Below are 23013 nucleotides of genomic sequence, written 5' to 3'. Positions count from 1 at the left end.
CCACTGCATGAACCCCCGCATCCCCGATTTCCTCAAACACGCCCTGCTTGCCACCGCCCTGCTCGGTGCCGGTCACGCCTACGCCGCCGATGGCGACGGCATCGTGGTCTACAACGCCCAGCACGAAAGCCTGACCAAGGCGTGGATCGAGGGCTTTACCCGGGAAACCGGGATCAAGGTCACGGTGCGCAATGGCGATGACACCGAGATGGGTAACCAGATCGTGCAAGAGGGTGCGGCGTCACCGGCAGACGTGTTCCTCACCGAAAACTCCCCGGCCATGGTCCTGGTCGACAACGCCGGGCTGTTTGCGCCGGTGGCCCCGTCCACCCTGGAACAGGTCGACGCTGCGTACCGCCCGGCCCATGGCAAATGGGTCGGCATCGCGGCGCGTTCCACGGTGTTTGTCTACAACCCGGGCAAACTGCCGGAAGCCGAGCTGCCGACATCGCTGATGGACCTCGCCGAGCCCAAATGGAAAGGCCGTTGGGCCGCCTCGCCGGCCGGTGCCGACTTCCAGGCAATCGTCGCGGCGGTGCTGGAGCTCAAGGGCGAAGCCGCCACCCTCGAGTGGCTCAAGGGCATGAAAACCAATTTCACCGCCTACCGGGGCAACAGCTCCGTGCTCAAGGCGGTCAATGCCGGGCAAATCGACAGCGGGGTGATTTACCACTACTACCGTTTCGGCGATCAGGCCAAAACCGGTGAAAACAGCCAGAACTCCGCCCTGCACTACTTCAAGCACAAGGATCCGGGGGCATTCGTGAGTGTCTCCGGTGGCGGCGTCCTGGCTTCGAGTCAACACAAGGAGCAGGCCCAGGCCTTCCTCAAGTGGGTGACCGGCAAGGACGGCCAGGCGATCCTCAAGACCGGCAGCTCCTACGAGTACGCTGTTGGCAAGAATGCTGAATCCAACCCCAAACTGGTGCCTTTGCAACAGCTCGACGCGCCGAAAGTCGATGCCTCCAAACTCGACAGCAAGAAAGCCGTGGAGCTGATGACCCAGGCCGGACTGCTCTGAATTGATGCCTGAAACGCTGCCGGCGGGTGTCGCTGCGCCGATTCCCGCCCCTTTGCGCCGCCGCTCCCATGGCTTGTTCGCGGGGCGTGGCGGTGCATGGGTGATCGGTTTGTCGTTACTGGTGTCATTGCTGGCCCTGCTGCCGATCGCCTTCGTCATCGGCGTGTCCTGGCAGACCGGTTGGGCTACGCTCTCGGCCCTGGTGTTTCGGCCACGGGTGGGCGAACTGCTGCTCAACACCGTGTTGCTGGTGGTGATCACCCTGCCCTTGTGCATCGTCCTCGGTGTAACACTGGCCTGGTTGACGGAGCGCAGCAATTTGCCGGGGCGACGCGGCTGGTCGTTGCTGGCGACCGCGCCGCTGGCGGTACCGGCCTTCGTCCACAGCTATGCCTGGGTCAGTCTGGTGCCGCCGATTCACGGGCTGTCTGCCGGGGTGCTGGTGTCGGTGATCGCCTATTTCCCTTTCCTTTATCTGCCGGTGGCCGCGACCCTGCGCCGTCTCGATCCGGCGATCGAGGACGTCGCGCAATCCATGGGCCTCAAGCCATGGGCGGTGTTCTTCCGGGTGGTGCTGCCGCAATTGCGCCTGGCCATCTGCGGCGGCGCCCTACTGGTGGGCCTGCATTTGCTGGCCGAGTACGGCCTGTACGCGATGATCCGGTTCGACACCTTTACCACGGCGATTTTCGATCAGTTCAAATCCACCTTCAATGGCCCTGCCGCCAACATGCTGGCCGGTGTGCTTGCCCTGTGCTGCCTGGCCATGTTGACCCTCGAGTCGACGGCGCGAGGCCATGCACGTTATGCCCGGGTGGGCTCGGGCAGTGCCCGCGAACAGCCAGTGGCGTGCCTGAAAACCGGGCAAACCGTGCTGGCCCTGGCGTTGCTGACCATCACCTGTGCCCTGGCCCTCGGCGTGCCGTTGTTCACCTTGGGCAAGTGGCTGATTGCCGGCGGCGCGCAGGTCTGGGAAATGGCCGAACTGCTGCCGGCGCTGCAACAGACCTTGCTGTTCGGGATCTGCGGGGCGGTGCTCACCACCGTCGCGGCGTTCCCGATTGCGTGGCTGTCGATACGCTCGCCAGGGCGATTGCAGCGGGTTCTGGAAAGCTGCAACTACATCACCAGTTCCTTGCCAGGCATTGTCGTGGCCCTGGCACTGGTGACGGTCACGGTGCATTACGCCCGGCCGATTTATCAGACTGCCGTCACCGTGCTGCTTGCCTATTTGCTGATGTTCCTGCCCCGGGCACTGGTCAGCCTGCGGGCCGGTATCGCCCAGGCACCGATCGAGCTGGAGAACATGGCGCGCAGCCTGGGGCGCTCGCCGGCCCGGGCGCTGTGGCTGATCACCCTGCGCCTGGCCGCGCCCGGTGCCGCGGCGGGCGCCGCCCTGGTGTTCCTGGCGATCACCAACGAATTGACCGCTACCCTGCTCCTCGCGCCGAACGGCACACGCACACTGGCGACCGGGTTCTGGGCGTTGACCAGCGAAATCGACTACGCCGCCGCAGCGCCCTATGCGTTGCTGATGATTGTGCTGTCGCTGCCCTTGACCGGCCTTCTCTACCACCAATCCAAACGCACGGCGGGCCGATGAACGCGCTTGAACTGCATTCGATCTGTAAATCCTATGGCGCACAGCGGGCCCTGCACGATGTCAGCCTGTCAGTGCCGGCGGGCAGCCGCACCGTCATCGTCGGCCCTTCGGGCTCGGGCAAGACCACCTTGTTGCGAATGATCGCCGGCTTTGAATTCCCCGACGCCGGGCGGCTTATGTTCAATGGCCAGACGCTGATCGATGAAACCCATGAAGTCCCCGCCCATCGGCGCCAGATCGGCTACGTCCCACAGGATGGCGCGCTGTTTCCGCACATGAGCGTGGCCGCCAACATTGGTTTCGGCCTGGCAACCAAAGGCCTGGAGAAACGCGAGCGTGTCGCCCAACTGATGGACAGCGTGGCCTTGCCGCTGAGCATGGCCGAGCGCTGGCCCCATGAGTTGTCCGGCGGCCAGCAACAACGGGTGGCGCTGGCCCGGGCACTGGCCCAGCAACCCCAATTGATGCTGCTGGATGAGCCGTTTTCCGCGCTCGATACCGGCTTGCGCGCCGCCATGCGCAAGCTGGTGGCGCGATTGCTGGCCGATGCCGGCGTGACCACCATCCTGGTGACCCATGACCAGAGCGAAGCGCTGTCATTCGCCGATCAACTGGCGGTCATGCGCGAGGGACGCCTGGTGCAGTCCGGCCACCCGCTGGACCTGTATCGCTACCCCGGCGACGAACAGACCGCACTGTTCCTTGGCGACGCTGTGGTCATGCCAGCCAGGATCGAAGCCGGCTGGGCCCATTGCGACCTGGGGCGGATTCCGGTCAACAACCATCGCAACAACCGCAGCGCGCAGATCATGCTGCGTCCCGAGCAGTTGCAACTGGTCGGTGTGGTTCCCAACGGCCTGGAAGCGGTCGGTTGCCGAGCCGTGGTGACCGAACGCGATTTCAGCGGAAACACTTGCACCCTGACCGTAGAGTTGGAGACCCCGACCGCCAATGATCAGCCCGGCCGATCGCTGATGGTGCGCAGTTCCGGGCTGTACGCGCCCCCGACCGGCAGTGCCGTACAGGTCACCACCATTGGCCATGCCCACGTGCTCAGCGACACCAACCCCGCGTAGGCGCGAGTTTGCGCCTGAAGAAACGACCCTCACCCTGGTGAGAGCAAGCCTGCAGAGTCGGTATAAACCAACTAACGAATGAAACACTTCATATAACGTCCGGCACTTTCGTGGGGCCTCTCCATTTCCCCGACCTCTACCTGCCGAACGCCGAATGGAACTCGGCGCGTCTGTGCTCGATCCCGTTGTCCATGCCGAAGTCGGAGGGCGGGTGATGGCTGATGCATTTCGCCAACTGCTGGCCGCTGCGCGCCAACGCCACCTCCATTTCCAACCCTTGGGCGACTTGCTGCCACCCATCCCGAGTGCATTGCCGACGGGCCGGGTCCGGCGCGGCACAGTCGACACGGGGCGTTGTACATCACGATAGACGAACTGAAATATGGCCTCGCTTATCCTGACGGCGCGCAACAGCGCATCAATCCCGAGCACGCGCCCAAGACTCAGGAGTGACCCATGAAAATCAGTGTATTTGGTAGCGGTTACGTTGGCCTGGTACAAGCCGCTGTGCTGGCTGAGGTCGGCCACGACGTGGTCTGCATGGACATCGACGAGCAAAAAGTCGAACGGCTGCAGCAGGGCCACGTGAGCATTTACGAGCCGGGGCTGGCCAGCCTGGTCCGGGAAAGCCTGGAAGCCCGGCGCCTGCAGTTCACTACCGATGAAAAACTCGCGGTGCAACACGGCCAGGTGTTGTTCATCGCGGTCGGCACGCCCTCCCGGGACGATGGCTCGGCGGACCTGCGCTACGTGCTGTCGGTGGGTGAAGCGGTGGCCCGTCATCGCGAGCAACCGGTGATTCTGGTGGAAAAATCCACCGTGCCCGTGGGCACCGGCGACACCTTGCGCGCGCACATCGACAAATGCCTGATCAAGGTGGGGCGATTGCTGCAGTTCGAGATCGTCTCCAACCCCGAGTTTTTGAAGGAAGGCTCGGCCGTGGCCGACTGCCGGCGCCCGGACCGCATCGTCATCGGCTGCGAAAGCGATGAGGTACGCGACGTCATGCGTGACCTCTATGCGCCGTTCAATCGCAACCATGACCGCATCATGTTCATGGACCTGCGCAGCGCCGAACTGACCAAATACGCCGCCAACTGCATGCTGGCGACCAAAATCAGCTTCATCAACCAGATCGCCGAGCTGGCCGAACACCTGGGCGCCGATATCGAATCGGTGCGCCTGGGCATCGGCGCCGACTCGCGCATTGGCTATCACTTCATCTACCCCGGTTGCGGCTATGGCGGCTCGTGCTTCCCCAAGGACATGCGCGCCCTGATCCACAGTGCCGAGCAAGCGCACTGTTCCAGCGACCTGCTGCAGGCGGTGGAGGCAATCAACCAGCGGCAGAAACACAAGCTGTTCGACCGCATCAACGCCTTCTTCAAGGGCGACCTGCGGGGCAAGACCTTCGCCGTGTGGGGCCTGGCGTTCAAACCCAACACCGATGACATGCGCGACGCACCCAGCCGCGTGCTGCTGGAGTCGCTGTGGGCTGCGGGCGCCAGCGTGCGGGCATTCGACCCGGAAGCGATGCAGGAAACCCAGCATCTGTATCCAGAGGAAAGCAAATTGATGCTGATGGGCACGCCGGAATCGGTGCTGGCCGGCGCCGACGCACTGATCATCTGCACCGAGTGGCAACAGTTCAAGGCACCGGATTTCAACCTGATCCGCCAACGGCTCAAGGCGCCGGTGATCTTCGACGGACGAAACCTGTACGACGCCGACCGCCTGGCGCGCAACGGTTTCACCTATTTCCCGATGGGACGCGGCGAATCGCGCAAGCTGCCGATCCCCCTTCAGCAATGGCCGGCGGCGCAGGGGGTGGCCTGAGGGGTCAGGCAGGTACTTTCAAATCCACGCCCAGGGCCAGGGCGAAAGCCTTGACCAGAGGGCTGCGTACGGTGTTGTGGCGCAGGATCAGGTTGAACGGCGTGTCGATATGGATCAGGTCCGGGCGCACCGCGCGAAACTGTCCCTGGGCGACCATGGCCGCCGCGTAGTGTTGCGGCAGGAAGCCAATGAAGCGTCCGGTCTTGATCAGCAGTGCCACGGCCTCCACTTGCGTGGCCGAGGCGGAAAAACTGTCATAGCGGGCAAAGTTGAGTTTGTCGCGGTGGATCGCATAACGATGGTTCACGCATTCGTAATCCTTGAGCAGGTGACTGCCAATGTCGCCGTCGGGAATGGCGAACAACGGATGACCGACCGCGCAATAAATCTGCGAGCGTTCTTCATACAGTTGGTAATAATCGAACTCCTCGCGCTTTTGATAGACCGGCACAATCCCTGCGACTAACCGACCCTCTACCACGCCCCTCTCCACCTCATCCAGCTGTGAAGCCTGAATTTGCAACCTGACCTTCGGCGATGACTCACCAAGTTGTTTTAGCGCAGCAACTAACGGTGAATGATCGTCGGTGATCGTATTATCAATAACACCCACACCAAGATCACCGATCAGTTCATTTTGAGCAGAACTAAGCCGGTCCCGAAAGTTATCGACCGAGGCAAACAAATCAATCGATGCCTGATACACCAGGCGACCTTCTTCGGTCAGATGAAAGCCTTCCCGACCCCGGGTGCACAGACGCATGCCGATGCGGATTTCAAGGTCGGAAATCTGCTTGCTGATGGCGGCCAGTCCCACATTCAGCTCGTTTTGAGCCGCGCTGAAGCCTCCGGCCTCGACCACCGCCTTGAACACTTTCAACAGTTTGAAATCCAGCCCGCTGAGGGCCAGCGGCGCTCGTTGCGGCGGTTTCGGCGTCGGGTTTCCGGAATTGGAAAGTGGGGTTTCCATAATGCTTATTTACCTCTGGCGCCGTATTCAACAACCTGTGCCCAACAACAAAAACATAGCTGGCCTAATAATAATGATCACAGAAAACCAGGCTTGGCAACCGCCAAAAAATCCAGAACATGCGTGCCAGATCACGGTGTTCGAATTATTAAAAGCTGACGTTTCGATCAGCCCTCGCTCCTTTCGTAACTGCGCTTTCCCCCTGCCCTAGAACATTGTTTTGGCCTGACCACGCCCGCTCGATTCCTATCGATTCCGGTAACGGTTCCAGGCCAGGCACACCGATTTCAGTTCGCTTGACCGACGAGGAAAACAACAATGTCCCAAACCACCGAACGTCTCTGGGGTGCTCGCTTCCAAAGCGGCCCGTCCGAAGCCCTGGCGGCCTTGTCCCGGTGCCCGGAGCGCTATTTCCGACTGACCCCGTACGACCTCGCCGGCTCCAAGGCCCATGCCCGTGAGCTGCAACGTGCCGGGCTGCTGAGCGAACAGGAAACCCTGACCATGCTCGACGCACTCGAGCGCATCGGTGCCGATTTCCGCGACGGCCGTATCGCCCCGACCCTGGACGACGAAGACGTCCACACCTTCATCGAACGCCTGCTGACCGAGCGCCTCGGCCCCCTCGGAGGCAAACTGCGCGCCGGCCGTTCTCGCAACGACCAGACCGCCAACGACCTGCGCCTGTTCCTGCGTGACCACGTGCGCACCCTGGCCGTTGAAGTGCTGGCGCTGCAGCAGGCACTGGTGGGCCAGGCCGAACAACACGTCGAAAGCATTTGCCCGGGTTTCACCCACCTGCAACAGGCCCAGCCGATCGTGTTTGCCCACCATTTGCTGGCCCACGCCCAGTCGATGTTGCGCGACGTGCAACGCCTGGTGGACTGGGACGCCCGCACCTCGCTGTCGCCTCTGGGCGCAGCGGCCATGGCCGGCTCGGCGATTGCGCGGCTGCCGCAGCAATCGGCGAAGGAAATGGGTTACAGCGGGGTGTGCGAAAACTCCATCGACGCCGTGGCCAGCCGCGACCACGTTGCCGAGTTCCTGTTTATCGCCAGCATGCTCGGCATCAACATTTCCCGCCTTGCTGAAGAGTTTTGCCTGTGGTCGTCCCGGCAATTTCGCTGGGTTGCCCTGGACGATGCCTACGCCACCGGCAGTTCGATCATGCCGCAGAAGAAAAATCCGGACATTGCCGAGCTGGCCCGGGGCAAGGCGGGTCGCCTGATCGGCAATCTCACCGGCCTGCTCTCGACCCTGAAATCGTTGCCGCTGTCGTACAACCGCGACCTGAGCGAAGACAAGAACGGTGTGCTCGACAGCGTCGACACCTTGCTGCTGGTGCTGCCGGCCATGGCCGGAATGGTGGCGACGATGACGGTCAACGTCGAAGAATTGCGGCGCCAGGCACCGCTCGGTTTCACCCTGGCCACCGAAGTCGCCGACTGGCTGGCGGTGCGCGGCGTGCCGTTCAAGGAAGCCCATGAAATCACCGGCGCGCTGGTCAAGGCCTGTGAGAAACACGACATCGAGTTGTGGGAAGCCTCTCCGGCGCTGTTGGCCGAAATCGATCCTCGCCTGACCCCGGAAGTGCGCGACAGCCTGACGCTGGAAGCTGCCATCGCCGCCCGCAGCGGTTGGGGCGGCACCGCGCCGCAACAGGTGCGCGAACAGATCGGTCGCCTGAAAACCGCCCTCGCCGCCCAGCAGGCGTGGACCGAGAACTATCAGGGTTTTCGCCTCTGAATCAAACACACGGCCCCTGGGGGAGCGAGCCTGCTCGCGATAGCGGTGCATCAGTAATCAAGAGGCTGGCTGACAGGATGCCATCGCGACCAGGCTCGCTCCCACGGGGCCAAGTGTTTGACCCGAAATAAAGTGTACGGAGAACCAACATGAGCCAGACCCAGGCAGAGCGACTCCAGGCGGAGCGCAAACTGGCGGAAAACCAGTTCGATATCACCCAGTACGATCATGTGCCACGGCGTTACTACGGGCGGATCTTCTTCGCCACGGTGATCGTCATCGCCCTCATCGGCCTGGTGCGCGCCTTCGCCGAGGGCAAGATCGAATGGTCGTACATCGGCCAGTTCCTCACCTCCCAGGCGATCATGTGGGGCCTGCTCAACACCATCGTCATGGCCGTGCTGGCGATGGCGCTGGGCATCGTCTTCGGGGTGATCACGGCGATCATGCGCATGTCGGCCAACCCGATCCTGCGCTACGTGGCGCTGACCTACACCTGGCTGTTCCGCGGTACGCCGCTGATCCTGCAGCTGCTGCTGTGGTTCAACCTGGCGCTGATCTTCCCCACCATCGGCATCCCCGGCCTGGTCGAAATCGACACCGTGAGCCTGATGACGCCCTTCGTCGCCGCCCTGCTCGGCCTGAGCATCAACCAGGGCGCCTACACCGCCGAAGTGGTGCGCGCCGGCCTGCTGTCGGTGGACACCGGCCAATACGAGGCCGCCAAGTCGATCGGCATGCCGCGCCTGCAAGCCCTGCGCCGGATCATCCTGCCGCAGGCCATGCGAATCATCATCCCGCCGGTCGGCAACGAGTTCATCGGCATGGTGAAAATGACCTCGCTGGCCAGCGTCATCCAGTACTCGGAGCTGCTCTACAACGCCCAGAACATCTACTACGCCAACGCCCGGGTGATGGAGTTGCTGATCGTCGCCGGCATCTGGTACCTGGCGACCGTCACCGTGCTGTCCTTCGGTCAAAGCCGCCTGGAGCGTCGTTTCGCCCGCGGCGCCGGCAAGCGTTCCTGAGGAGTCGAACATGAGAAACATCGTCAAGGCCGTGAGCCTGAACAAGTACTACGACCAGTTCCACGCGCTCAAGGACGTCAACATCGAAGTCGAGCAAGGCGAAGTCCTGTGCATCATCGGCCCGTCCGGCTCCGGCAAGAGCACCCTGCTGCGCTGCGTCAACCAGCTGGAAAAAATCGACAAAGGCGGCCTCTGGGTAGACGGCGAGCTGGTGGGTTACCGGGTGGTCGGCAACAAGCTGCATGAGCTCAACGAGACGCAGATCGCCCGGCAACGCCTGTCCACCGGCATGGTGTTCCAGCGTTTCAACCTGTTCCCGCACATGACCGTGCTGCAAAACATCATCGAAGGGCCGTGCCAGGTGCTCAAGCGTTCGCCCAAGGAGGCGCAGGAGGAAGCCCTGGAACTGCTGGCCCGCGTCGGTCTCGCCGACAAACGCAACAGCTATCCGATCGAACTCTCGGGTGGCCAGCAGCAACGTGTGGCCATCGCCCGCGCACTGGCCATGCGGCCCAAGCTGATGCTGTTCGATGAACCCACTTCGGCACTCGACCCGGAACTGGTCGGAGAGGTGCTGTCGGTGATGCGCGACCTCGCGCAGACCGGCATGACCATGATCGTCGTCACCCATGAACTGGGCTTCGCCCGGGAGGTTTCCAACCGCATGGTGTTCATGGACGGCGGACAGATCGTGGAGGCTGGAAGCCCCGAAGAAATACTAATAAGTCCACAAAACCCGCGCACCCAAAGCTTCATTTCTGCCGTTCGAACCTAAGCGCCAGCCTCGCCAACCCGCAGCGGCGTCAAAACACTCATAAGAGAACGACCATGAAGAACTTCGTAATCCCCGCAGTACTCGCCGGCCTGATGGCCTCCAGCGTCAGCTTCGCCGCCGAATTGCCGGCCAGCATCAAGGCCAAGAGCGAGATCGTCGTCGCGATCATGCCAAACTATCCGCCGATGGATTTCAAGGACCCGGCCACCAACCAGCTGACCGGCCTCGACTATGACCTGGGCAATGCGCTGGCCGAACGCCTGGGCATCAAGATCAAATGGCAGGAGACCGGTTTCGAGCAAATGATCAACGCGCTCACCACCGATCGCGTCGACATGGTGCTGTCGGGCATGACCGACACCGCCGAACGGCAGGCCAGCGTGACCTTCGTCGACTACTTCACCAGCGGTCCGCAGTTCTACACCTTGCAGAAAAACAAGGACACCCACGAAATCATCGACCTGTGCGGCAAGAAAGTCGGCACCAGCCGTCGCACCACGTTCCCGGCGGAGATCGCCGAGTGGAGCAAGGCCAACTGTGAAGCGGCGGGTAAACCGGCGATCAACGTGGTCGGCACCGAAGGTTCCGCCGACGCCCGTGCGCAACTGCGCCAGAGCCGCATCGACGCGGCGATGCAAGGCAGCGAGACCCTGCCGTACCTCAAGACCCAGGAAAAGGACATGTACAAGACTGTGGGCCTGCCGATCTCTTCGCAGTTCACCGGCCTGGGCGTCAGCAAGAAAAAACCCGAGTTGAGCGAAGCGGTGAAAGTCGCGTTGCAGAGCATGATCGACGACGGCAGCTACCTGGCGATCCTGAAGAAGTGGGACCTGGAACTGGGCGCCATCAAGACGGTGACCATCAACGCCGGGAAGTAAGCCGCCAAGCAATCCTGTCCGCTGGTGGTGGGAGCGAGCCTGCTCGCGAGGGTGTGTCAGTCGACACCGGTGCGGCTGATGCGCCATCGCGAGCAGGCTCGACCCCACAGGGATGGGGTTTGACCCATGAAACAGCTGGAGCACCACGATGTCCTCCTCACCCCGTCCCACCTGGCCGGCGCCCCACAAAGCCTGCCTGGCCCTGGCCTTCGACCTCGACGGCCCCACCGGCGATGCCATGCTCAATGGCTCGATCTGGCACAAGCCGGAGTATTTCGGCTTTGGCGGTTATGGCCCTTACCGGGCGTTGCCGCGACTGCTCGACCTGCTCGATGCGTTCCGTATCCCGACCACCTTCTTCGTCCCGGCCTGGGTCGTGGAAAACTGGCCGAAACAATGCCAGGCGATTGTCGAGCGCGGGCATGAGGTGGCGTACCACGGTTACAAGCACGAATCCTTTTACGCCCTGACGCTGGAACAGCAGAAGGACGTGATGAAGCGCTGCCGCGAGGTGTTCTGGAACCACCTGAACATCCGCGCCGAAGGTTTCCGCACGCCGTCCGGTGACTGGCACACCGAAACCCCGGCGATGCTGGTGGAGGCCGGCGTGACCTATTCCAGCAGCATGCGCGGCGACGATCGCCCTTACCTGGTCAAGGTGCCGGGCTTCGACACCCCGCTGGTGGAGATCCCCGGGCGCTGGGAAATGGACGATTACGCCTCACTGGCCTATACCCGCGCGCCGGATTTCCCTTCAGGTCTGGATCGCACCGCCAGTTATGAGCTGACCCTGGACAACTGGTGTCGCGAATACGACGGCGCGATGAATGAAGGCTTGTGCCTGACCACCCTGTTCCACCCCAAGATCACCGGCAAGCCGGGACGTATCCTGCTGCTGGAAAAACTCTTTGAACACATGCGTCGGCGTGACGACGTGTGGTTCGCCACCTGCGCCGATGTCGCGCAGTGGTGGCTGAAGGAGCACCACCATGACTGAGTCGGTTTTCTGGCCCAAAGGTTACCGTTGCGCCGTCGTGGTGACGGTCGATTACAACGACATCCACGGCATTCTGACCCAGGCCCCGGAAGTGGCCGGACGCGACAAGACCCTGTCCGTGTGGCGTTACGGCACGCAACGGGGTGTCGAGCGTCTGCTGGGGCTGTTCGACGAACTGAAGGTGTGCAGCAGCTGGTTCGTGCCCGGCATCGTTGCCGAGGAAAACCCGCAGCATCTGCAGGCCATTCAAGCGGCCGGGCACGAGATTGCCTGCGCCGGGTATCGCCATCAGAACTACGACACCCTGGACCTGGCGCAACAGCGTGACGAAGTCGCCCGAGGGTGCGCCGCGTTGCAGGCACTGACCGGCCAGCGCCCCAGCGGTTTTCGCATCCCCGCCGGCAACGGTGCGCCAGGGTTCATCGAAGCCCTGGGCGAACAAGGCATTCGCTGGTCGTCGTCGTGGCGCGGCGATGATCTGCCTTTCGCGCACCCCACGGCGCCCGGGGTCATCGAACTGCCCTTGCACTATGAGCTGGAGGACGAGCCCTACTTCGCCTTCAACCTGAGCCCGGCGGTGCCGCCGGCGCAATCGCGGATCGCTTCCTACAGCCACACCCTGGGCAATCTGCAAATGGACTTCGCCGGTTTTCACCGCTTCGGCCTGTGTTACGTGCTGCGCCTGCACCCCGAGATCATTGGCACGCCCGGGCGGATCGGCGTGTTGCGCGAACTGCTGCAGGGCATCCGGCAACACGATGATGTGTGGATTGCCCGCGGTGCCGAGGTCGCCCAATGGTGGACGGATTCGGCGCTGCCAACGGCTGGGGATCACCCCGCCTCGGTGTACGAACGGCATTATCGGGACTACCTGCCATGACTGAACGCCTGCAGCGACTGGCGCAGTTCTGCGTCGACACCCGTTTTGAAGACTTGCCAGCGGCACTGGTGATACAAGCCAAGCGGCACATCCTCGACACCTTCGGGGCGACATTGGCCGGCGCCGACAGCGAGGTCGCACGCCAGGCGCGTCAGGTGTTCGAAGGCGAAACGGGCAGCAGCCTGGTCTGGGGCACCGACCTGCGACTCGGCGCAGCCCAGGCGGCAATGCTCAACGGCGTCGCCGCCCATGCGCTGGAACTGGACGACACGGGTGGCTGTGACCACTCCGGGGCGGTGGTGTTGCCGGCGGTGATGGCCGCCGTGTCGCTGGCGCCTGGCCCGGTCAGCGGTCGTGAGCTGATCACGGCGGTGGTACTCGGTTATGAGGTCGGCCGGCGGGTGCTCGAGGCCTGCGGTGGTTACTCGGCGCACAACGGCGCCGGGTGGCACTCCACCGCCACCTGCGGGGTGTTCGGCGCGGCCGCCGCCAGTGCGCGCATCCTGCGACTGGACGCCGGGCAAATGCTCGCCGCACTCGGCATCGCCGGCAGTTTCAGCGGTGGCCTGTGGGCGTTCATCCACGACGGTTCACAAAGCAAAAAACTGCACAGCGGTCGTGCGGCCGAAGGCGGTTTGATGGCGGCCCGGTTTGCCTGGCAGGGCATCACCGGGCCGGCGAAGTTGTTCGATGATGTCTGGGGCGGTTTTCTCAAGACCCTGGCGGTGCAGACGGCAGAGCCGCCAGCGCTGGATGCGGATCTCGGATCGGTGTGGAAACTCGCGCGCTGTTCGATCAAGCCCTACGCCTCCTGCCGGGGCACCCATTCGGCGATCGACGCGCTGGGGCAACTGTTGGAACAGTTGCAAATCGACGCCGATCAGGTCGAAGACATCGAGGTGTCGTTGTGCGGGTTCCTGCTGAGCATGTGCGGTGGTCAGGATATCGCCACGCTGCCAGCGGCGCAGATGAGCCTGCCCTACGCGCTGGCCGCGCGCCTGGTGCATGGCCATTGCCGGCTTGACGCCTATGACGAGACCGCACGCCGTGACCCGCGGATTGAACGCTGGCTGTCGCGCATTCGCCTTGAAGTGGACCCGCGACTGTCGGAGGATGGCGAGCCCGTGGTTCGCGTACGGACCGTGGACGGTCGGCAGGCGCAGTTGTGCGTCGATCCTCCCCTGGGCGCGCCAGCCAATCCCTTGAGCGATGCGGCGCTGGAAGAGAAGTTTTTCAGCCTGGCGACGCGCGTGATGCCGTTGGGGCAGGCCGAGGCGTTGGCGGAGCAATTGCACCGGCTCGAGACGCTGGATTCGGTCGCGTTGCTCGAGCAGTGGCTGGGGTGATCGCTCTGGCCCCATCGCGAGCAGGCTCGCTCCCACATTGGAAGCCTGAATGCAGGCCAACGGTGGGAGCGAGCCTGCTCGCGATAGCTTCACCCCGATCATCAGACGAACATTGAATAAGGACATCTGCCCCGCCGTGGCCACTTACTCGCTTGTCATTCGCCGCCTGATGATCGTCTCGCTGACCATCGTCGTCAGCCGCGCCATCACCAGCCCGCTGCTCACCCTGTTCCTGAGCAACAAACTCGGCCTCAACCAACAGGACGTCGGCTTGCTGTTGGGCATCGCGGTGTTCATCGCCACCCTGCTCGCGCTCTACGGCGGCTATATCATCGATCGCCTGGAAAAACGCCGGTTGCTGATCCTCGCCATGCTCTCCAGCGCCATCGGCTTCGTGCTGCTGACCTTTGCCCAGAACCTGTACCTGACCACCCTGACCCTGGTGATCACCGAAACGGCATCAGCGCTGTTCCTGATCGGCTCCAAGGCGATCCTCAGCGAGAACCTGCCCGTGGGCCAGCGGGCCAAGGCGTTTTCCCTGCGCTACACCTTGACCAACATCGGCTACGCCACCGGCCCGATGCTGGGCGTGGTGATCGCCGGGGTGTACCCGATCGCGCCGTTCCTGATTGCCAGTGCCATCGCCTTTGGCAGCATCTTTTTCATGCGCGGCATTCCCGGCGATCCGACCCGCCCCCCTGCGACAGGCCAGCCACAAAGCTTTCTGAAGACCCTGATCACCCTGAAGAACGACCGCACGCTGATCATGTTCACCTGCGGCTGCCTGCTCAGCACCGTGGTCCACGGGCGTTTTACCCTGTACCTGTCGCAATACCTGCTGGTGATCGAAGACTCCCAACGCGCCCTGCAAACCATGGCCGCCCTGCTCGCCTGCAACGCGATTGCGGTGATTCTGCTGCAATACCAGATCGGTCGTTTCCTCAAGCGCGAACAACTGCGCTACTGGATTGCCGGTGGCACCAGCCTGTTCATCCTTGGCCTGATCGGCTTCAGCCTGGCCGACAGCCTGGTGTCCTGGTGCGTGGCGATGTTCATTTTCACCCTGGGTGAAATGATCATTTACCCCGCCGAATTCCTCTTCGTCGACACCCTGGCCCCGGAAGAACTGCGTGGCAGCTACTACGGCGCGCAGAACCTCGCGGCCCTGGGCGGCGCCTTGAGCCCGGTGATCTGCGGCTACCTGCTGATGCACACCCCGGCGCCGACCATGTTCTATGCCTTGAGCCTGCTCACCGCGCTGGGCGGCACCCTGTGCTTCATGAGTGGCCGGCGGGTGGTGTTACAGCAAAAATAGTGCACTCAAACAGCATTAATATGAATTAGTCAGCATCCGCAATGAGCGGCACACTGTGCCTCGTTCCTCCCCCAATAGTTGGAACTTCTTCAAGGGCTTTCTGGATATCCCAGCTAAGCCTTTTTTTTGCCTCGATTTTTGCTACGGATTGTTTACCCCATGCTTGCTCGCTGGATACCCGCCGCCATCAACACCCGTCCCTCGGAATGGAGCCGCGCTGCCATCGGCATGGCGCTCGGCACTCTGTTCAGCGTGTGGCTGTGCTCGCAGTTCTTCGGCATCGAAGTCGCACAGCACCTGATCGGACCGCTGGGCGCCTCGGCGGTCCTGCTGTTCGCGGTGTCCTCCGGGGCGCTGGCGCAACCCTGGTCGATCATCGGCGGCTACCTCACCGCCGGCGTGGTCGCGCTGCTGGCGGCGCATGTGCTTGGGCGAACCTTGAACAGCGCGTGCCTGGCCGCCGGCATGGCGCTGATCCTGATGTGCTGGCTGCGTTGCCTGCATCCACCGGCCGGCGCAGTGGCGCTGTTGATGGTCCTGGCCGATCCGGCCACCAGCGCCCTCGACTGGCAGGCCCTTGCCCCGCTGATGCTCTGCGCCGCGACCCTGCTGCTCAGCGCGATTGCGTACAACAACCTGACGCGCATCCGTTACCCGAAAAACGCCAGCGAGCCGGCGGCCAGGGTTCCGGCGGACATGCCTGTCGACAGCCAGGCCATCACCGCCCAGGACCTCAAACTCGCCTTGGCCGAGATGGAAGCCTTCATCGACGTCACGCCTGAAGACCTGGAAAAGTTGATCCACACCAGTGAGTTGCACGCGAAACGTCGCAGTATTGGTGAAGTGTTGAGCCAGAGAACCTGAGACAACAATCCCGTGGGAGCGGGTTGGCCCGCTTCCACGGTGAGTTGCACGCCTCGTGCCTGGAGTGAGATAAAAACGCAGACGGACCCTGCACATATCCCGGTTGTACATCACAAAATTGCACTGTTACGATCCCTGATCGCTCGCACGCGGGCTTTTGTATAAAAAACAATAAAAGCAGGGAGTTATCGATGACTGCTCAGGTTTCTTCTCCAGGGACTCTGTCCAAGGACGCCACGCCCAACGCAGTGCTGGCCGAGGTTCGCAACCATATAGGTCACCTGACCCTCAACCGTCCCGCCGGTCTCAACGCAATCACCCTGGACATGGTTCGCCTGCTGCAGCGCCAGCTCGATGCCTGGGCGAAGGACTCACAGATTCACGCCGTGGTCCTGCGCGGCGCAGGTGAAAAGGCCTTCTGCGCCGGTGGCGACATTCGTTCGCTCTACGACAGCTTCAAAAGCGGCGACACCCTGCACCAGGACTTCTTTGTCGAGGAGTACGCCCTCGACCTGACGATCCACCACTATCGCAAACCGGTCCTGGCCTTGATGGACGGTTTCGTCCTGGGCGGCGGCATGGGCCTGGTGCAAGGCGCCGATTTGCGTGTCGTCACCGAAAAAAGCCGCCTGGCGATGCCGGAAGTCGGCATCGGCTACTTCCCGGACGTCGGTGGCAGCTACTTCCTGTCGCGCATTCCCGGCGAGCTGGGCACCTACCTGGGCGTCAGCGGCGTGCAGGTGCGTGCCGCGGATGCCCTGTATTGCGGGCTGGCCGACTGGTACCTGGAAAGCGACAAACTGGGCACGCTGGACGAACACCTCGATCGTTTGCAATGGCGCGATACGCCGCTCAAGGACTTGCAGGGCCTGCTGGCGCAACTGGCGGTGCAGCAATTGCCCGATGCGCCGCTGAGCAGGCTGCGCCCGGCCATCGACCATTTCTTCGCCCTGCCCGACGTGCCGAGTATCGTTGAGCAACTGCGCGCAGTGACCGTCGCCGACAGCCACGAATGGGCAACGACCACGGCGGACCTGCTCGACACCCGCTCACCGCTGGCCATGGGCGTGACCCTGGAAATGCTGCGACGCGGCCGGCAGTTGAGCCTGGAAGACTGCTTCGCCCTCGAGCTGCACCTGGACCGCCAGTGGTTCGAGCGCGGCGACCTGATCGAAGGCGTGCGCGCCTTGCTGATCGACAAAGACAAGAATCCGCGTTGGAACCCGCCAACCCTGCAGGCGCTGGACGCCGGGCATGTCGCGAGTTTCTTCACGGGGTTTGACCGGAGCGGGAGCTGAGCCATGCACGATATCGAATTGAGTGAAGAACAAATCATGATCCGCGACATGGCCCGGGATTTTGCCCGCGGCGAGATCGCCCCCCACGCCCAGGCCTGGGAAAAGGCCGGTTGGATCGACGACGCCCTGGTGGCGAAGATGGGTGAGCTGGGCCTGCTGGGCATGGTGGTGCCCGAGGAATGGGGCGGCACCTACGTCGATTACGTTGCCTATGCCCTGGCAGTGGAAGAGATTTCCGCCGGCGACGGCGCGACCGGCGCGTTCATGAGCATCCACAATTCCGTCGGCTGCGGTCCTGTCCTCAATTACGGCACCGAGGAACAGAAACAGACCTGGCTGGCGGACCTCGCCAGCGGCCAGGCCATCGGCTGCTTCTGCCTGACCGAACCCCAGGCCGGTTCCGAAGCCCACAACCTGCGCACCCGCGCCGAGTTGCGTGATGGCCAGTGGGTGCTCAACGGAGCCAAGCAATTTGTCAGTAACGGCAAGCGGGCGAAGCTGGCCATCGTGTTTGCCGTGACCGATCCGGACCTGGGCAAGCGCGGTATCTCGGCCTTCCTCGTGCCCACCGGCACCGAGGGTTTCATCGTTGACCGCACCGAACACAAGATGGGCATCCGCGCGTCCGACACCTGTGCCGTGACCCTGAGCAACTGCACGATTCCCGAAGCCAACCTGCTGGGCGAGCGCGGTAAAGGCCTGGCGATCGCTCTGTCCAACCTCGAAGGCGGGCGTATCGGCATCGCGGCCCAGGCCCTCGGCATCGCCCGCGCCGCGTTCGAAGCGGCCCTGGCTTATGCCCGTGATCGCGTGCAGTTCGACAAGCCGATTATCGAGCACCAGAGCGTAGCCAATCTGCTGGCAGACATGCAGGTACAGTTGAATGCCGCACGGCTGCTGATCCTGCATGCCGCCCGCCTGCGCAGCGCCGGCAAACCGTGCCTGTCGCAAGCGTCGCAAGCCAAACTGTTCGCCTCAGAAATGGCCGAGAAGGTCTGCTCGTCGGCGATACAGATTCATGGCGGGTATGGGTATCTGGAAGACTACCCGGTGGAGAAATACTACCGGGATGCGCGGATTACCCAGATCTATGAGGGATCCAGCGAAATTCAGCGGATGGTGATTGCCCGGGAACTGAAGAACTACCTGATCTAAGCCTTTGGTCTGCACCATTCTCTGCGTGGGAGCCACCAAAAGCATCGTCGGAACGCCGCCCGGAGCCGGCTCGCTCCCACACTGGATCTCTTAACACTGGAGATCTACTGTGGGAGCGAGCCTGCTCGCGATGGTCGTCAACGATGACACGGGATGTCTGGATGTAAAGCGGACACTTGTATGAGCGAGCCTGAAAGCGCTACCTACTTCCCGACGAACTCCGCTTCCCGCTTGGCAATGAACGCCGCCATCCCCTCTTTCTGATCCTGCGTGGCAAAGGCCGCATGGAACACTCGACGCTCAAAGCGAACCCCTTCCGACAGACTCACTTCAAAGGCGCGATTCACGCTTTCCTTGACCATCATCGCAATCGGCAACGATTTTTTGGCGATCAGCGCCGCGACTTTCAAGGCTTCCTCCAGCAATTCATCGCTTGGCACGATGCGCGCGACAATCCCGCAGCGCTCCGCTTCCACCGCATCGATCAGGCGCCCGCTCAGGCACATTTCCATGGCCTTGGCCTTGCCCACCGCGCGGGTCAGGCGCTGGGTGCCGCCCATGCCCGGCAGCACACCGAGGTTGATCTCCGGCTGGCCGAACCTGGCGTTGTCACCGGCCAGGATGAAGTCGCACATCAGCGCCAGCTCGCAACCGCCGCCCAGGGCAAAACCGTTGACCGCCGCGATGATCGGCTTGCGCCGGTTGGCCACCCGGTCGCTGTCGCTGAACAGGTCGTCGAGGTAGATCTGCGGGTAGGTCAGCTCGGCCATTTCCTTGATGTCGGCGCCGGCGGCGAAGGCTTTTTTCGAGCCGGTCAGCACGATGCAACCGATGTTGGAATCCTTCTCCAGGCCGTCGAGGGCATGGTTCAGTTCACTGACGATCTGCGCGTTCAACGCATTGAGCGCCTGCGGACGGTTCAGGGTGATCAGGCCGACACGGCCGTGGGTTTCCAGCAAAATCGTTTCGTAGCTCACAATGGACTCCTTCTTAAAGATTGCGCGAAATGACCATGCGCTGAATGTCGCTGGTGCCTTCGTAGATCTGACACACCCGCACGTCGCGGTAGATCCGCTCCAGCGGGAAGTCGTTCAGGTAACCGTATCCGCCGAGGGTTTGCAACGCGGCCGAGCAGACCTTTTCGGCCATTTCCGAGGCGAACAGCTTGGCCATCGAGGCCTCGACCAGTGCCGGCTTGCCGCTGTCACGCAGCGCCGCCGCGTAGTGCACCATCTGCCGGGCGACGGCGATCTGGGTCGCCATGTCCGCCAGGCGGAAGGCAACGGCCTGGTGCTCGATGATCGGTTTGCCGAAGCTCTCGCGCTCACGGGCGTAGTCGCGGGCCGCTTCAAACGCGGCGCGGGCCATGCCCACCGATTGCGCAGCGATACCGACGCGGCCGCCCTCGAGGTTGGCCAGGGCGATTTTGTAGCCCTCGCCCTCCTCCCCCAGGCGGTTGGCCACCGGCACCTTGACGTTTTCGAAAAGAATCTGGCAGGTGTCCGAGGCATGTTGGCCGAGTTTGTCCTCGACCCGGGCCACACTGTAGCCCGGCGAATCGGTGGGCACGATCAACGCGGTGATCCCGCGCTTGCCGGCACTCGGATCGGTTACCGCAAACACGATCACCACCCCGGCGTTCTGCCCGGAGGTGATGAATTGTTTGCAGCCGTTGAGCACGTAATGATCGCCTTCCAGCCTGGCCCGGGTTTTCAGGCCGCTGGCATCGGAGCCGGCCTGGGGCTCGGTCAAGGCGAAGGCACCGAGCATCGAACCGCTGGCCAGGGGCTTGAGCAAGCGCTCCTTCTGCTCATCGTTGCCGTAGTGCAGGATCGGCACGCAACCCACCGAGTTGTGCACGCTCATGATGGTCGAGCAAGCACCGTCGCCTGCGGCGATTTCTTCCAGCGCCATGGCGTAGGCCAGGTAACCGGTGTCGCACCCGCCCCATTGTTCCGGCACCAGCATGCCGAAAAAACCCAGTTCGGCCATCTCACCAATGGCTTCTTTCGGAAAGCGGTGTTCGCGGTCCCACTCGGCGGCGAACGGCTTCAGCCGCTCCTGGGCAAACTGCCGGGCCGCGTCGCTGATTTGCAATTGTTCGTCATTGGGGATCATAAAATTGAGCCTTTATACAGTCGAAACTGTGGGAGCGGGCTTGCTCGCGAAGGGGCAGTGTCAGGCGATATTAATGTTGAATGACACACTGCATTCGCGAGCAAGCCCGCTCCCACAGGGGAAAAAGAGAGTGCCTCAGGACAGGCATTCCACCGCCATCGCCGTGGCTTCGCCGCCACCGATGCAGATGGCCGCCACGCCCCGCTTCAGGCCCTTCTGGCGCAGCGCCGAGAGCAAGGTCACGAGAATCCGCGCGCCGGACGCACCGATCGGATGCCCAAGGGCGCAGGCGCCGCCGTGCACGTTGAGTTTGTCGTGGGGAATCTCCAGCTGCGTCATCGCCGCCATGCCGACCACGGCGAAGGCTTCGTTGACTTCCACCAGGTCCACGTCAGTGAGCGACCAGCCGGTTTTCTTCATCAGCTTCTTGATCGCGCCAATCGGTGCCACGGGGAACAGGCCTGGGGTATCGGCAAAGGCCGCGTGTCCGTGAATCACCGCCAACGGCTTGAGGCCACGCTTGTCGGCCTCGGATCGACGCATCAGCACCAGCGCCGCCGCGCCGTCGGAAATCGAACTGGAGTTGGCTGCGGTCACTGTACCGCCCTCGCGGAACGCCGGTTTCAGCGAAGTGATCTTGTCCAGCCTGGCCTTGGGTGGCTGCTCGTCGTTGCTGATCAGCACCTGCTCCTTGCCGACCGTCACGCTGAGCGGGACGATTTCGTCCTTGAAGCGGCCGTCCTTGATCGCCAGCTGGGCGCGGGTGGTCGAGGCGATGGCGAACTCGTCCTGGGCCTGGCGGCTGAAACCGTGGGTCTCGGCGCAGTCCTCGGCAAAGGTGCCCATCAGGCGGCCCTTGTCGTAGGCATCTTCGAGGCCGTCGAGGAACATCGAGTCCAGTACCCGGCCGTGGCCCATGCGATAACCGCTGCGGGCGCGGTCCAGCAGGTACGGCGCGTTGGACATGCTTTCCATACCCCCGGCGACCACCACCTCGGCGCTGCCGGCGACCAGCATGTCGTGAGCCAGGATGGCGGCCTCCATGCCGGAGCCGCACATTTTGTTCAAGGTGGTGCAGCGGGTCGATTTATCCAGCCCGGCGCCCAGTGCCGCCTGACGGGCCGGGGCCTGGCCGAGTCCGGCCGGCAGTACGCAGCCCATCAGCACCTCGTCTACGGTGTCCGGCGCAACACCGGCACGCTCGACGGCGGCCCGTATCGCGGCGGCCCCCAGCTGCGGCGCGGTCAGGCTCTTGAGTTCACCCTGGAACCCGCCCATCGGGGTGCGCACAGCGCTGACGATCACAATCGGGTCATTGGCAGTAGTCATGACAAATCCTCTTACTTGGCGGCCATGCGCAAGGCGCCGTCGAGACGGATCACCTCGCCATTGAGCATGCTGTTTTCAATGATATGCCGGACCAGCGCGGCATATTCGTCCGGTTTGCCCAGGCGTGGCGGGAACGGCACGCCAGCGGCCAGCGAATCGCGAACCTGCTGGGTCATGCCGGCCATCATCGGCGTTTCGAAAATGCCCGGGGCGATGGTCATCACACGAATGCCGAAACGCGCCAGCTCACGGGCGGCGGGCAAGGTCAGGCTGACAATCGCGCCTTTGGAAGCGGCGTACGCGGCCTGGCCGATCTGGCCGTCGTAAGCCGCCGCCGAAGCGGTGTTGATGATCACTCCGCGCTCGCCATCGGCATCCGGGGCGGTTTCGGCAATCGCCGCCGAGGCCAGGCGCAGCATGTTGAAGCTGCCGATCAGGTTGACGTTGATCACCTGGCTGAAACTGCCCAGTGTGTGCGGGCCGTTCTTGCCGAGGATCTTTTCGCCACGCACGATGCCGGCGCAGTTGACCAGGCCATTGAGGCCACCAAACGCCTTCACCGTGGCCTGCACCGCAGCTTCGGCCGCGGCCTCGTTGCTGATATCGGCCACCACGCTCTGCGCGCCGAGCCTTTCAGCCTGGGCCGCGACGGCCTCGGCGTTCATGTCCACCAGCATCACCTTGGCGCCGGCGGCCACCAGCATCTGCGCCGTGGCCGCACCGAGGCCGGAAGCGCCGCCAGTGACGAGAAAAACCTTGTTTTCGATCCGCATCATTG

General features: G+C 63.0%; 20 protein-coding genes and 1 pseudogene. 16 read left to right on the top strand and 5 right to left on the bottom strand.

Annotation, left to right across the window (positions count from 1 at the left end):
• The first annotated feature begins 7 nt into the window (after nt 1-7).
• From ACM6IM_RS05375 to ACM6IM_RS05355, 5 genes and pseudogenes are all read left to right on the top strand, one after another.
• Nucleotides 8-1021, top strand: coding sequence for an iron ABC transporter substrate-binding protein (locus ACM6IM_RS05375; protein WP_414864427.1), 1014 nt, complete (start codon nt 8-10; stop codon nt 1019-1021).
• Nucleotides 1022-1025: 4 nt separating this feature from the next.
• Nucleotides 1026-2624, top strand: a complete 1599-nt coding sequence (locus ACM6IM_RS05370; protein ID WP_414864426.1) for an ABC transporter permease — start codon at nt 1026-1028, stop codon at nt 2622-2624.
• A complete protein-coding gene (locus ACM6IM_RS05365; RefSeq protein WP_192307943.1) occupies nt 2621-3700 on the top strand; it encodes an ABC transporter ATP-binding protein in 1080 nt (359 codons plus the stop codon). The genes ACM6IM_RS05370 and ACM6IM_RS05365 overlap by 4 nt, the downstream gene beginning before the upstream one ends.
• A 187-nt stretch (nt 3701-3887) precedes the next feature.
• A pseudogene (locus ACM6IM_RS05360) lies at nt 3888-4070 on the top strand (hypothetical protein); the annotation flags it as partial.
• Between the two features lie 86 nt (nt 4071-4156).
• Complete coding sequence (locus tag ACM6IM_RS05355) at nt 4157-5536, top strand: UDP-glucose dehydrogenase family protein (RefSeq protein ID WP_192307942.1); 1380 nt, start codon at nt 4157-4159, stop codon at nt 5534-5536.
• Between the two features lie 4 nt (nt 5537-5540).
• On the opposite strand, the gene ACM6IM_RS05350 is transcribed toward ACM6IM_RS05355, so the two are convergent.
• A complete protein-coding gene (locus tag ACM6IM_RS05350; protein ID WP_414864425.1) occupies nt 5541-6506 on the bottom strand; it encodes a LysR family transcriptional regulator in 966 nt (321 codons plus the stop codon).
• Nucleotides 6507-6824: 318 nt separating this feature from the next.
• Between ACM6IM_RS05350 and argH the strand changes: the two genes are divergently transcribed.
• The 11 genes from argH (at nt 6825) to ACM6IM_RS05295 (ending at nt 18788) form a co-directional block, all read left to right on the top strand.
• Nucleotides 6825-8252, top strand: a complete 1428-nt coding sequence (gene argH, locus ACM6IM_RS05345) for an argininosuccinate lyase (RefSeq protein WP_414864424.1) — start codon at nt 6825-6827, stop codon at nt 8250-8252.
• Between the two features lie 149 nt (nt 8253-8401).
• Entirely contained in the window at nt 8402-9280 is an 879-nt protein-coding gene (locus ACM6IM_RS05340; protein WP_414864423.1) for an amino acid ABC transporter permease, read from the top strand.
• A 10-nt stretch (nt 9281-9290) separates the two neighbouring features.
• Entirely contained in the window at nt 9291-10055 is a 765-nt protein-coding gene (locus ACM6IM_RS05335; RefSeq protein ID WP_192307938.1) for an amino acid ABC transporter ATP-binding protein, read from the top strand.
• A gap of 53 nt (nt 10056-10108) precedes the next feature.
• The gene (locus ACM6IM_RS05330; RefSeq protein WP_414864422.1) at nt 10109-10933 is read left to right on the top strand and encodes an ABC transporter substrate-binding protein; all 825 of its coding nucleotides are present in this window, start codon (nt 10109-10111) and stop codon (nt 10931-10933) included.
• Between the two features lie 148 nt (nt 10934-11081).
• On the top strand, nt 11082-11930 hold the full coding sequence (locus tag ACM6IM_RS05325) for a polysaccharide deacetylase family protein (protein WP_414864421.1): 849 nt from the start codon (nt 11082-11084) through the stop codon (nt 11928-11930).
• On the top strand, nt 11923-12810 hold the full coding sequence (locus ACM6IM_RS05320; RefSeq protein WP_414864420.1) for a polysaccharide deacetylase family protein: 888 nt from the start codon (nt 11923-11925) through the stop codon (nt 12808-12810). Before ACM6IM_RS05325 ends, ACM6IM_RS05320 begins: the two co-directional genes overlap by 8 nt.
• On the top strand, nt 12807-14156 hold the full coding sequence (locus tag ACM6IM_RS05315) for an MmgE/PrpD family protein (protein WP_414864419.1): 1350 nt from the start codon (nt 12807-12809) through the stop codon (nt 14154-14156). The genes ACM6IM_RS05320 and ACM6IM_RS05315 overlap by 4 nt, the downstream gene beginning before the upstream one ends.
• A 136-nt stretch (nt 14157-14292) precedes the next feature.
• Complete coding sequence (locus ACM6IM_RS05310) at nt 14293-15471, top strand: MFS transporter (protein ID WP_414864418.1); 1179 nt, start codon at nt 14293-14295, stop codon at nt 15469-15471.
• A 159-nt stretch (nt 15472-15630) separates the two neighbouring features.
• Nucleotides 15631-16335: an HPP family protein gene (locus ACM6IM_RS05305; protein ID WP_414864417.1), complete on the top strand. Its 705-nt coding sequence runs from the start codon at nt 15631-15633 to the stop codon at nt 16333-16335.
• A gap of 191 nt (nt 16336-16526) precedes the next feature.
• Complete coding sequence (locus tag ACM6IM_RS05300; protein WP_414864416.1) at nt 16527-17633, top strand: enoyl-CoA hydratase/isomerase family protein; 1107 nt, start codon at nt 16527-16529, stop codon at nt 17631-17633.
• 3 nt (nt 17634-17636) lie between these two features.
• The gene (locus ACM6IM_RS05295; protein WP_192307930.1) at nt 17637-18788 is read left to right on the top strand and encodes an acyl-CoA dehydrogenase family protein; all 1152 of its coding nucleotides are present in this window, start codon (nt 17637-17639) and stop codon (nt 18786-18788) included.
• 203 nt (nt 18789-18991) lie between these two features.
• On the opposite strand, the gene ACM6IM_RS05290 is transcribed toward ACM6IM_RS05295, so the two are convergent.
• The 4 genes from ACM6IM_RS05290 to ACM6IM_RS05275 all read right to left on the bottom strand — a co-directional run bounded on the left by ACM6IM_RS05290 (nt 18992) and on the right by ACM6IM_RS05275 (nt 23008).
• Nucleotides 18992-19765 carry an enoyl-CoA hydratase gene (locus ACM6IM_RS05290; protein ID WP_414864415.1) on the bottom strand — a complete coding sequence of 258 codons (774 nt, stop codon included), beginning with the start codon at nt 19763-19765 and terminating at the stop codon, nt 18992-18994.
• Nucleotides 19766-19778: 13 nt separating this feature from the next.
• Nucleotides 19779-20906 carry an acyl-CoA dehydrogenase gene (locus ACM6IM_RS05285; protein ID WP_192307928.1) on the bottom strand — a complete coding sequence of 376 codons (1128 nt, stop codon included), beginning with the start codon at nt 20904-20906 and terminating at the stop codon, nt 19779-19781.
• Nucleotides 20907-21041: 135 nt separating this feature from the next.
• Nucleotides 21042-22235: an acetyl-CoA C-acyltransferase gene (locus ACM6IM_RS05280; RefSeq protein WP_201192691.1), complete on the bottom strand. Its 1194-nt coding sequence runs from the start codon at nt 22233-22235 to the stop codon at nt 21042-21044.
• Nucleotides 22236-22246: 11 nt separating this feature from the next.
• Entirely contained in the window at nt 22247-23008 is a 762-nt protein-coding gene (locus ACM6IM_RS05275) for an SDR family NAD(P)-dependent oxidoreductase (RefSeq protein ID WP_414864414.1), read from the bottom strand.
• Between the last annotated feature and the right edge of the window lie 5 nt (nt 23009-23013).

The organism is Pseudomonas sp. IT-P12, assembly GCF_949767465.1.
In the GTDB taxonomy this organism is placed as follows: domain Bacteria; phylum Pseudomonadota; class Gammaproteobacteria; order Pseudomonadales; family Pseudomonadaceae; genus Aquipseudomonas.
The sequence above is the reverse complement of the archived record's forward strand: the minus strand, read 5'-3'. Positions and strand labels throughout refer to the sequence as shown.

Coding starts and splice junctions, on each gene's coding strand:
- ACM6IM_RS05275 (WP_414864414.1), bottom strand. CDS start 23,008: ATGCGGATCGAAAACAAGGTTTTTCTCGTCACTGGCGGCGCTTCCGGC.
- ACM6IM_RS05295 (WP_192307930.1), top strand. CDS start 17,637: ATGCACGATATCGAATTGAGTGAAGAACAAATCATGATCCGCGACATG.
- ACM6IM_RS05340 (WP_414864423.1), top strand. CDS start 8,402: ATGAGCCAGACCCAGGCAGAGCGACTCCAGGCGGAGCGCAAACTGGCG.
- ACM6IM_RS05315 (WP_414864419.1), top strand. CDS start 12,807: ATGACTGAACGCCTGCAGCGACTGGCGCAGTTCTGCGTCGACACCCGT.
- ACM6IM_RS05285 (WP_192307928.1), bottom strand. CDS start 20,906: ATGATCCCCAATGACGAACAATTGCAAATCAGCGACGCGGCCCGGCAG.
- ACM6IM_RS05305 (WP_414864417.1), top strand. CDS start 15,631: ATGCTTGCTCGCTGGATACCCGCCGCCATCAACACCCGTCCCTCGGAA.
- ACM6IM_RS05280 (WP_201192691.1), bottom strand. CDS start 22,235: ATGACTACTGCCAATGACCCGATTGTGATCGTCAGCGCTGTGCGCACC.
- argH (WP_414864424.1), top strand. CDS start 6,825: ATGTCCCAAACCACCGAACGTCTCTGGGGTGCTCGCTTCCAAAGCGGC.
- ACM6IM_RS05300 (WP_414864416.1), top strand. CDS start 16,527: ATGACTGCTCAGGTTTCTTCTCCAGGGACTCTGTCCAAGGACGCCACG.
- ACM6IM_RS05370 (WP_414864426.1), top strand. CDS start 1,026: ATGCCTGAAACGCTGCCGGCGGGTGTCGCTGCGCCGATTCCCGCCCCT.
- ACM6IM_RS05320 (WP_414864420.1), top strand. CDS start 11,923: ATGACTGAGTCGGTTTTCTGGCCCAAAGGTTACCGTTGCGCCGTCGTG.
- ACM6IM_RS05335 (WP_192307938.1), top strand. CDS start 9,291: ATGAGAAACATCGTCAAGGCCGTGAGCCTGAACAAGTACTACGACCAG.
- ACM6IM_RS05350 (WP_414864425.1), bottom strand. CDS start 6,506: ATGGAAACCCCACTTTCCAATTCCGGAAACCCGACGCCGAAACCGCCG.
- ACM6IM_RS05325 (WP_414864421.1), top strand. CDS start 11,082: ATGTCCTCCTCACCCCGTCCCACCTGGCCGGCGCCCCACAAAGCCTGC.
- ACM6IM_RS05330 (WP_414864422.1), top strand. CDS start 10,109: ATGAAGAACTTCGTAATCCCCGCAGTACTCGCCGGCCTGATGGCCTCC.
- ACM6IM_RS05355 (WP_192307942.1), top strand. CDS start 4,157: ATGAAAATCAGTGTATTTGGTAGCGGTTACGTTGGCCTGGTACAAGCC.
- ACM6IM_RS05375 (WP_414864427.1), top strand. CDS start 8: ATGAACCCCCGCATCCCCGATTTCCTCAAACACGCCCTGCTTGCCACC.
- ACM6IM_RS05365 (WP_192307943.1), top strand. CDS start 2,621: ATGAACGCGCTTGAACTGCATTCGATCTGTAAATCCTATGGCGCACAG.